Here is a 9,124-nt window from a genome sequence, read left to right as displayed (position 1 = left end):
TTACTTTGCCTACATTTCAAATTTATTCAGCAAGCCCTACTTAAGTGTTAAGTTTCCGATTCCTGAATGCTGTCTCCTGATTCCTGACTCCTGACTTGAAAGAGGGTGTAGGGTGTAGGGTGTGGGGTGTGGGGGAATGGGGAAATGGGGAGACCACTTCGTGCGCGTTGCGGGGGGAAGTGGGGAAGTGGGGGAATTTCAACTAAAACCCTTAAACCCTAACACCCTAACACCCCAAAACCCCCAACACCTTTTTTGACTTTTGACTTTTTACTTTATATTTGTGGTTTACGACTTAGTAATTATCGGTTCCACTCCTGCGGGGATAGAAGCGGCTTTGTTGGCTGTTCACCTCAAAAAAAGGGTGGCTTTAGTGCAACAGCCTTCTAGCGACAATTTAGAGGCATCTGAGGACATTTTTAGCAAGGGCTACAGCCAAATTATCCATCTCTATAAACTGCTGAATCATTGGCAAGAAACGGCCATTTATCCCCAATGGCAACGGTTGCGGGAATGGCTAGAGGAAGTAGATAAAACTATTAATAAACATCATTCTTTGGCAAGATTAGCCACGGAAGGAATAGATGTGATCCCGGGTGGGGGGGAATTTGTTCGGTTGCCCCATTTAGGATTTGTGGTTAATGGTCGGCAATTGTTGGCTAAACACTATCTTATCGCTACTGGTTTTTATCTGCAAGTCCCGAAAATTTTCGGCTTAGATGAGGTTAATTATTTTACCGCTCAAACCCTTTGGCAAGAGCCAAATTTAGACAATTTAGGACAACATTTAGCGATTATTGGCAACAGCAGCATGGCTGTGAGTTTAGCGCAAATTCTCCGACGTTTGGGGAAAGAAATTAGCTTAATTATCGAGGATAATTATCTACTGCCGGATATTGATCGGGAAATCTCCCATTTAGTTACTGCCATTTTAGAAGCGGAAGGAATTAAGATTTTACCAGGCTATTGTCCTAGTCAAGTGAAAGCGATCGAGGGTCAAAAATGGTTACAATTAGGCAATCGTGTCATTGAAGTTGATGATCTCATTTTTGCTGGTAATTATCAAGTCAATGAACAGGGATTAAATTTGGCCGGGGTGGGAGTTAAACTAGAGGAGGGATTAATTAGGGTTAATCAGCAATTCCAAACCGATAATTCCCGCATTTATGCCCTAAATTTGCTCAGAAATAATTATCCCGATCCTACTTTAAATCACCGGGCTGCTTTTGGGTTAGTCAAGCATCTGCTCACGGGAGAAAAATTTAACTTTAATCCCGAGCAAATTCCCTCATTTATTGCTTTCGATCCTGCGATTGCTTGGGTGGGTTTAACTGGAAAAGCAGCCCAGGACAGCTATGGTGAGGAGGTAAAGATGATCAACTATCCAATTAAAAATATAGTCCCACAGCAAATCTGGGGGGAAACCACGGGATTTTGTCAATTAATCTACCGACAAGATGGTAAAATACTGGGAGCGCAAATAGTCGGTAATCAAGCAGCGGAAATGATTAGTATTATCAGTTTAGCTTTACAAGAAAATTTAACCATACAATCCCTCAATAAAAATATTTATGCTTGGGGAAGTATGGGAGAGATTATCGGAGAAATGACGCAATTAATCCCCCAGAAAAAATCTTGGTTAACTTGGCTAAAACAATTATTCAGATAATTAGATTGAGCAAGAAGATTAAATTATGAAACCGAAATTTATTGTCTTTGAAGGTATTGATGGATCGGGAACAAGTACCCAAGCAAAACTCTTACAAGAATATTTTTTAAAGCGAGGGGAAAAAGCAGTTTTAAGTCCGGAACCTTCCGAGGGAGTTATCGGTCGTTTGATTCGAGAAATAATGCAAACTAATCTTATTTATATCAAAGATCAAAATAAATTTGACCGACAAATGGCCTATTTATTTGCAGCTGATCGCCATGATCACTTATATAATGATCACGATGGCATTTTTAAACTTATTCACCAAGAACAAACCCACGTTATCACTACTCGTTATTATTTTTCCTCCCTGGCCTACAATTGCAATAATCCCGAAGAATTTGCTTTTGTTCGGCAGTTAAATCAACATTTTCCCAATCCAGATTTAGTTATTTATATCGATGTTATTCCCGATATTTCTCTAGCAAGAATTAAAAACAGAGCCATCACAGAAGTGTACGAAAAACAAGAAAAATTAATGAAAGTTCGTCAGATGTTTATCGAGATATTTAAAGAATATAAAGATAATTGTTTACAACTGGATGGGAGTGATACAATAGAAAACCTTCACCGAAATATTATTAATTATCTTGAACGATTAATTTAAATCCATGCTCAGTACAGAAACCACCCCTAAATTCATCTACCAACCCCACTATAAACCCAATCAATTAATCTGCGGTCACGGACAAACGGCAATTATCACGGGATGGACAGTAAAACAGTCCCTTGCTAAACATTTAAATCCCGACCAATACGCGGTGATTGGTAATCTTTATAGTCCCACCAGAGGAATTAGTCCCCTGCTGAGAAACTTAATCGCAAATCCCCACGTTAGATACTTAGTTATTCTCAACGCGACTAAGGAAGATAAGAACTCCGGTAGCTGTCAATGTTTGCTAGATTTTTTTAGTCAAGGATTCCAGTTAGGAAAAAGTGACACAGGTAAAGAATGTTGGCTAATTAATTCTTCTACCACTGGATATATTGACAAAGAAATTGACAGAGAAATTCTCGAAAAATTGCGTCAATCAATTCAATATCAACCAGTTATATCCATCCCAGAAGCGATTGAAACTGTCAAAAATTATGCAGAACAATCCCCCTTACCAACTTGGGGAGAACCATTAACCTTTCCTATCTCAGAAAATCTTCCTTCTCTCCTACCCGGGACAAGATACGGTCATCGCATTGAAGGAAAAACTATTGCCGAAACTTGGGTAAAAATTCTCCAAAAGATTAAAACCACTGGCACAATTAGACCGACAGGATATGATGGTAAATGGCAAGAATTAATTGACCTAATGGCCGTTGTCACCAATGAACCCCCAGACTTTTATTTTCCTGAACCTAATTATTTGCCTATAGATAGAGCTTTTCTTACCGAATATATCGGGCAAATTCTCGATGATTCCCCTATACACCAAGGAGTTAAATACACCTACGGTCAAAGATTGCGCTCTTGGTTTGGCCGGGACCAAATTGCACAGGTTATTAATAAATTAATCTCAGAAATTGACGCAGCCAGTGCAGTTATGTCCCTCTGGGATGTGAAAGACCACGAAAAGGGAGGTAGTCCCTGTTTAAATCATATTTGGGTGCGAGTGGTGGAAAATGAATTATCTCTCACCGCAATATTTAGAAGTAATGATATGTTTGCCGCTTGGCCGGCAAATGCCATGGGATTGCGCGCTTTACAGCAACATATTTGCCAAGAAATCAATCAACGCTCCCAGTATAATTTAACCTTGGGTCCATTGATTACTATTAGTCAATCGGCCCATATATACGATGATACTTGGGAGAATGTCGAACGATTAATCGCCACCCAGTACGATAAAATTGTCAATCAGCGCGACTTTTTTGACCCTAGCGGTAACTTTTTGATTTCTGTGGAAAAAGAACAAATTCTTGTCCAACAAACTACCCCCGGCAGCGGGGAAGTTGTCGCTTGTTATCAAGGCAAAAATCCCCTCAAATTAATCCGCGAGCTTGCCGCTACCAATCCCGCAATTATTCCCGAACATATCGGTTATCTGGGAATCGAGTTACAAAAGGCATACAATTGTATCAAAAATAATCAGCCTTATATTCAAGACCAGTAGATAGGTGGGAAGTTTCAGTGAACAGTGAACAGTAAACAGTAAACAGTGAAAAGACAGTAGGAAACTTCTATTTAATACTACTCACTTAAAACTCAAATCTGATAACTGATAACTGATAACTGATAACTGATAACTGATAACTGATTACTGGTAACTGATTACTGGTCCTTGTTTGCTGAACCAGCGCCGCGATATTTGAGAGATGAGGAGCGAATTGGGTTGGCCACCGTCGGATTATTGGTGATTTTAACCTCCGCACCGCGATATTTACCCCCTCGCTCCTTGACAGGAGCCTCGGTGACTGTTGGCTCGATATAGGTGGCGCCACGATACTTTTTCTCGCCGGCGGTTTCTGGAGTGGGGACGGGGAGATTCTTCTGCTCTTCTCGTCCTTGCCATAAAAAGGTGACGACAATCACAACTGTCAAGAGAATTAATAGCTGAATCTGCCAAGGAGCTAAAACCAGACTCAACACTAAACTAATTACCGTGGCGGCACTGGCCAGATAAGCGATCTCATCGCTGGACTGCTGCCAGAAATAGGCAGCCAAGGCAGCGGTGAATAGTGGGAACAAAAACAAATAGGACATTCTGGGTACACCTTGTCACGCTAGTGAACCAATCTCTCTATTATTACCCCCCTAGCTTCGATCGGCGAAAAATATTAACTTAGCTTATGTTACATATAAGTTTTATTTTGTCAATCCTTCTTTACAATTTGTAAAAATATTGTTACATTTATTTACATGAGCTAAAAGTTAAAGCAAAACAGCCAAGACACCAAGCCAGTTCAGATTGTCTCGGGGAGTATCAGACAAAATATGATCCGCTTAGTCCGAGACAACGGTGAAAAACTGGGCTGACTAGCTTAAAAAAGTTTTCGGGGTTTGGGTTTGCCCCATTGACAGATTTGCTTGAGTTCTCCTACATAACTTAGCGCTACCTCGGCTGGACACCGAGGTTTTTTATTTTGTTACAGCATTTTCGACTAATTAATACTAAATCCTGTTTAAAAGGTATAGGAGAGTGGGGTGTGGGGTGTGGGGAGCAGGGAGAAACAATTGATAACTTGAGGGTTAATCACACTATTAAAAACGGATTTGGTATAAAACGTAGATACATTATTACTATCTAACAATTAATTGAGATTACCTACTTAATTAAAAATTAACTTCGTTTTGATGCACGGAATCCAAATAAAACTTGATTACATCTTCCGATTTACCCTGACATTGCAACTGGCCCTTATTCAGCCAAATTGCTTGGTTACAGGACTCTTGAATTAAAGTCAAATCGTGGGAAACTACTAAAATAGTAGCGTTAGAATTCCAGAATTTTTTTAACCGTCGTTTACACTTATTTTTAAAACTTTCATCCCCAACGGAAAGGACTTCATCAAGAATAAGAATATCGGGGTGAACCTCCGTGGCGATCGCAAATCCTAAACGAGCCACCATCCCGGAAGAAAGAGATTTCACCGGCGCTCCCATATATTCTTCTAACTCAGCAAAGTCAAGGATATCTTTGGTTTTTTCCTTCATTTCCTGACGAGAAAATCCCAGCATTACCCCATAGAGAATAATATTATCTTTTACCGGTAAATCTGGATCAAAACCCGCTCCTAATTCAATTAGAGAAGCAATTTGTCCCCTGACTCTCACCTGTCCCTTTGTCGGTTCCAGAATACCACAAATAACTTTTAAGAGAGTAGATTTTCCTGCGCCATTAGCTCCAATAATACCTAATTTTGCTCCAGAATTAATGACTAAATCTATATCATCTAGAACTAATTTTTTGGCAGGCTGACGATATTTACCTTCAAGAATAGAGAAGATTGTCCTTTTTAGATCGTAGGAGAATTCTTCTTGAGTACGTCTTTCGAGAGACACTTGATCGAGTCGAATTACTTCTGTCATTTATAATAAATCCATAAATAAATGTCGCCAGAGTCGGAAGCAAGTCCAACCAATTCCTAAGATGATGATCCCACCGAGTAGAGATTGAAAAATCAAACCAAAATCCGGTAATCCGGGGGAAAGGGACAATTGGCGAATACTTTCGATTACCGGCAATAATGGGTTTAATAGGAGGAATGGTTGTACGGAGGGAGGAATAATTTCCGGGGGATAAAAAATCGGGCTGCTAATCCAAGCGACAAAACAAACAATTTCGTAAAAATAGGGTAAGTCTCTGAAGAAAACGTAGAGGGTACTGATAAAGAAACCCACTCCCGTGCAAACCAGAGAAAGACCGATCACAGGAAAAATCAGAGCAAGTACATTAATTAAACTTTGAGATTTCCAGAGAGTTACTATAGCCAAAAGGGGAAAGATACTAATAGCAAATTGAAAAATATTTGCCACTACCATCGAAAGGGGAAAGATGCTAACTGGCAGACGAATTTTATTTAAAATACTGCCATTACTAACGATACTAGGTAAAGCTTGGTTAGTGGAAGCATTAAAGAAATTTATTACTACTAAACCGGTGAAAGCAGCTAGGACATAGTTAACTATAGAATTATCAAAATAAGAGGCGAAAACCGTGCCGAAAATTGCCGTGTATAGTGCAGTCATAATCAGGGGATTTAACAAGGACCAGTAAACCCCCAGAAAAGAACCCCGATAGCGTCCCTTGAGATTACGTTCCACTAAAACACTAAGCAACTCGTAATATCGCCGCGCTGTTGACCATCTAGTTTTTGTCTGGAGATCGGTCATAGGGATAATTGTCATCTCGTCAGTATTCAGTGCTTTATTCTAAACGATTACCGTCAATTTTGTCTATCGATCGAGAGGGGAATCTAGTTTTTATCCAGTTCCCGATGACTCTCCCTCTCGGGAAAAAGTTCCCTTCCTAGGCCATTTATCTGGCTCAAAAAGCTTAAAAACCGCTAAAAGCCTCTTTTTTTAGGGTTGAACTCGGTTTTTAGGGACAGCCTCAGCTAATTGACCTAGACTCTAGCAGGTTGGCCCATAAAATAGACATCAGATAAAAGCCAAGAAATGCCGATTTAAACACAGCTAATCTCAGAAAAACCGGAGTCAAAAACCGATAACTGAACAATTTCCCAACAGCCAAACCAAGAATCTAATCTAATTGATGTCCCGTCAGTTCCACAAAGATATCTTCGAGGTTGGAAGGGCGGCACATTACTCCAGTTTTATCGCTCAAACTGTCGAGATAGGCATTAGCATCAGCCACGGTGGGGAAGAATTTATAATCGATTTTATCGCCAACTTGTTTGATAACTAAACCCTCGCCATACTTAGTGCGAAAATCCGTTATAGTTCCTAATTCGATTAATTTGCCTGCGTCCATAATGCCAATTCTGCCCGGTTTTCCCGTGGCGTTATCCTGACAGAGAAATTCCACTTCTTCCATGTAGTGAGTGGTTAATAAAATTGTCATTCCTTGCTGGTTTAAATCGCGAATTACTTCCCACAAACGACGACGATTTTGGGGGTCTAAACCGACAGTCGGTTCATCGAGAAAGAGTATTTTTGGTTCGTGAAGAAGAGCGCGAGCAATCTGTAAACGTCGTTTCATCCCTCCGGAAAGAGTTTTGGCAAGGGCAGATTTTCGATCGCTTAAACTGACATAATCTAAATAGCGATCGATTAATTCCTGTCTCTGGGGATTGGGGATATGGTGCATCCGGCCGTGAAATTCCAGATTTTCCCAGACGGTTAATTCCCCATCAACGCTAATCTGTTGCAAGACTACCCCTATATTTTTCTTCACCTGATCGCGGTATTTTTTCACATCATACCCCGCCACTGCGATTTCTCCTTGACTTGCTTCGGTTAGGGTGATAATCATGCGGATTGTCGTCGATTTTCCCGCACCGTTGGGACCGAGTAAACCAAAGATTTCCCCTTTTTCGATGGTAAAGGAAAGCTCGTTAACTACTGGGAGATTGTTATAGATTTTAGAAACGCGATCGAGAGCAATAGCGGCGGTCATAGTTACAAAAGTTAATATTCCAGCTAGGGATTAGTGTAACCGAATTAGCCCAACTCGACTCCGATTTTATCCTTCCCTCCCGCACTCACCATATCGACGGTTTGACATCCTCACAATCAGATTAGAATACAGATAAAAATTTTGACTTTGCTGGTATCAGATGCGAGTTTTTCTGCCGATTCTCTGTTTATGTCTAGGAATAGGGGAATTTTTCCTCAATCCCCCGATTAGTCTGGGCAATTCCCTTCCCGCAACCACGGCAACCCGAACGGAAACCCGTTTGCTGCTGAATTTAAAAAAAAGACGGGTTTTTGTTTACCAAGGACAGAAAATAATTGCTTCTTACCCAGTGGCGATCGGTCGTCCGGGTTGGGAAACCCCGACGGGACAATTTCAGGTAATTCAGATGGTGCGGGAACCGGTCTGGGAACATCCTTTCACCGGGCAACTGGTGCCATCGGGAAAAAACAACCCTTTAGGGGCGCGTTGGATCGGATTTTGGACCGATGGAGCGAATTTTATCGGTTTTCACGGTACACCCCAAGAAAATCTCATCGGCCGGGCCGTCTCCCACGGTTGCGTCAGGATGCGCGATCGAGATATAAAGGCTTTATTTGAAAGGGTACAAATCGGCACTTCAGTGATAGTAATCGCTCAATAGAAACAATGGGAAAAAATGTCACATTTACGAACACTTTACCCGATGATGTCGAGAGAGCAGTCTTAACCAGTAATTTAGATAGTCAACAGTTTAAAATGAGAGAAACTAAGCCAAGAGGATAAGCGGTGAATATTATTGAACTAATCGGGATCGTGGCGGGAATATTAACCACTGTCTCTTTTTTACCCCAAGTGATGAAAACTTGGCGTTATCGTTCGGCTAAGGACTTGTCCCTAACTATGTTTATTTGCTTTTGTCTGGGGGTTTTTCTTTGGCTAATCTACGGGATTTATGTGAGCAGCAAACCGATTATCGTCGCTAATTTTGTTACTTTTATCTTAGCGGGGACAATTCTCTATTTTAAGATTAAATATGATTAAATTGACAATCCCTTGCAGCCCTCTTGGCTCACGTCAACGAAGGCAGCAGGCGGTTGGCAGGGGGCCGTGTCAACTTAAAGAATTTTGTGTTAAGATATTGATACCCAGTCTAGCATTGTCAAAATGTTTGTACTAGAATACAAAGTTAAGCCAAAACCTAATCAGATAGAAGCCATTAATGAGGCAATACGGACAACTCAATTTGTTCGGAATAAAGTCCTGCGTTATTGGATGGATAATCAGGGTGTTGGCAAAACAGAGTTATTTCGGTACAACACAGCATTAAGGAAAGAGTTTAAAT

Annotated in this window: 9 protein-coding genes and 1 pseudogene; 6 read left to right on the top strand and 4 right to left on the bottom strand. The window is 40.7% G+C overall.

Features of this window, described 5'->3' with window-relative positions; translation table 11 throughout:
* The first annotated feature begins 283 nt into the window (after positions 1–283).
* From IM477_RS01400 to IM477_RS01390, 3 genes are read left to right on the top strand one after another with little or no spacing between them, the layout of a single operon-like run.
* Entirely contained in the window at positions 284–1,669 is a 1,386-nt protein-coding gene (locus IM477_RS01400) for a dihydrolipoyl dehydrogenase family protein (RefSeq protein ID WP_287730221.1), read from the top strand.
* Between the two features lie 25 nt (positions 1,670–1,694).
* The gene (gene tmk / locus IM477_RS01395; RefSeq protein WP_287730219.1) at positions 1,695–2,318 is read left to right on the top strand and encodes a dTMP kinase; all 624 of its coding nucleotides are present in this window, start codon (positions 1,695–1,697) and stop codon (positions 2,316–2,318) included.
* A gap of 4 nt (positions 2,319–2,322) precedes the next feature.
* Positions 2,323–3,816, top strand: coding sequence for a thymidylate synthase (locus IM477_RS01390; RefSeq protein ID WP_287730217.1), 1,494 nt, complete (start codon positions 2,323–2,325; stop codon positions 3,814–3,816).
* 158 nt (positions 3,817–3,974) lie between these two features.
* On the opposite strand, the gene IM477_RS01385 is transcribed toward IM477_RS01390, so the two are convergent.
* The 4 genes from IM477_RS01385 to IM477_RS01370 form a co-directional block, all read right to left on the bottom strand.
* Entirely contained in the window at positions 3,975–4,406 is a 432-nt protein-coding gene (locus IM477_RS01385; RefSeq protein ID WP_002758794.1) for a DUF4278 domain-containing protein, read from the bottom strand.
* A gap of 570 nt (positions 4,407–4,976) precedes the next feature.
* Positions 4,977–5,732, bottom strand: coding sequence for an ABC transporter ATP-binding protein (locus tag IM477_RS01380; protein WP_061432496.1), 756 nt, complete (start codon positions 5,730–5,732; stop codon positions 4,977–4,979).
* Positions 5,733–6,536 (bottom strand): ABC transporter permease, encoded by an 804-nt coding sequence (locus tag IM477_RS01375; RefSeq protein WP_287730223.1) that lies wholly within the window; start codon positions 6,534–6,536, stop codon positions 5,733–5,735.
* Between the two features lie 370 nt (positions 6,537–6,906).
* Positions 6,907–7,782 carry an ABC transporter ATP-binding protein gene (locus IM477_RS01370; protein ID WP_287730216.1) on the bottom strand — a complete coding sequence of 292 codons (876 nt, stop codon included), beginning with the start codon at positions 7,780–7,782 and terminating at the stop codon, positions 6,907–6,909.
* 160 nt (positions 7,783–7,942) lie between these two features.
* Here IM477_RS01370 and IM477_RS01365 point away from each other — a divergent pair, with 160 nt between their 5' ends.
* The 3 genes and pseudogenes from IM477_RS01365 to IM477_RS01355 all read left to right on the top strand — a co-directional run.
* On the top strand, positions 7,943–8,443 hold the full coding sequence (locus IM477_RS01365) for a L,D-transpeptidase (protein ID WP_287730214.1): 501 nt from the start codon (positions 7,943–7,945) through the stop codon (positions 8,441–8,443).
* Positions 8,444–8,568: 125 nt separating this feature from the next.
* On the top strand, positions 8,569–8,823 hold the full coding sequence (locus IM477_RS01360; RefSeq protein ID WP_287730213.1) for a SemiSWEET transporter: 255 nt from the start codon (positions 8,569–8,571) through the stop codon (positions 8,821–8,823).
* 123 nt (positions 8,824–8,946) lie between these two features.
* A pseudogene (locus tag IM477_RS01355) lies at positions 8,947–9,124 on the top strand (RNA-guided endonuclease TnpB family protein); the annotation flags it as partial.

This window comes from Microcystis sp. M090S1, assembly GCF_020246295.1.
Lineage (GTDB): Bacteria > Cyanobacteriota > Cyanobacteriia > Cyanobacteriales > Microcystaceae > Microcystis > Microcystis aeruginosa.
This window is presented reverse-complemented; position numbering and strand designations above follow the sequence as displayed.

Bases quoted from the DNA above. Each gene is read 5' to 3' on its own strand.
- tmk (WP_287730219.1), top strand. From the start codon at position 1,695: ATGAAACCGAAATTTATTGTCTTTGAAGGTATTGATGGATCGGGAACA.
- IM477_RS01390 (WP_287730217.1), top strand. From the start codon at position 2,323: ATGCTCAGTACAGAAACCACCCCTAAATTCATCTACCAACCCCACTAT.
- IM477_RS01385 (WP_002758794.1), bottom strand. From the start codon at position 4,406: ATGTCCTATTTGTTTTTGTTCCCACTATTCACCGCTGCCTTGGCTGCC.
- IM477_RS01380 (WP_061432496.1), bottom strand. From the start codon at position 5,732: ATGACAGAAGTAATTCGACTCGATCAAGTGTCTCTCGAAAGACGTACT.
- IM477_RS01375 (WP_287730223.1), bottom strand. From the start codon at position 6,536: ATGACCGATCTCCAGACAAAAACTAGATGGTCAACAGCGCGGCGATAT.
- IM477_RS01370 (WP_287730216.1), bottom strand. From the start codon at position 7,782: ATGACCGCCGCTATTGCTCTCGATCGCGTTTCTAAAATCTATAACAAT.
- IM477_RS01365 (WP_287730214.1), top strand. From the start codon at position 7,943: ATGCGAGTTTTTCTGCCGATTCTCTGTTTATGTCTAGGAATAGGGGAA.